The 543-nt window shown below is 77.7% G+C and carries 1 pseudogene; it reads left to right on the plus strand.

From position 1 onward, the window contains the following. A pseudogene (locus CWIS_RS19110) lies at window positions 1-543 on the plus strand (hypothetical protein); the annotation flags it as partial.

Raw genomic sequence — 543 nt, forward strand, 5'->3', positions numbered from 1 at the left:
GACGGGTCCGTGGACCTGTACGCGCTCGAGGGTGAGTCGACGCCGCAGGTCACGGCGTGGTGCGTGGCCGCGGCGCGGCGCAGCGGGGGGACGCTCGTGCCGGCGGGACGCACGCAGGTCGTCGTCCCCGACCCGCAGGCCGCGCCCGGGCTCACGCTGTGGTCACCCGTGCCGATGTCGCCGGGCGACGTGCTGCCGCTCGTTCGCCCCGCGATGATCGGCGCGCGCGTCGCCCCCAGCGAGCTGCCCACGCCGTCGGGGACCGACGGGCCGCCGGAGTGCGCGGTCACGGCGCAGTTCGAGTACGACGGTGCGGTCACGCTGCGCTCGTCGCGCGGCACGGACGTGCCCGCGGTGCTCACGACGCTCGACTGGCGCGAGTACGGGCCCTGGGCCTACCGCGTGCGGTGGCACCCGCCGGACGGCGAGGACCCGGACTCGGCGCTGTCGGCGATCGCTCGGCAGCGGGTCGCGCCGACGATCGCGCGTGTCACCGCCGCGCTGTGGCGGGCCGCGGGTGGGACCGTGGTCGACGAGGGCGGG

Source organism: Cellulomonas sp. A375-1 (assembly GCF_001040865.1).
GTDB classification, from domain to species: Bacteria; Actinomycetota; Actinomycetes; order Actinomycetales; family Cellulomonadaceae; genus Cellulomonas; species Cellulomonas gelida.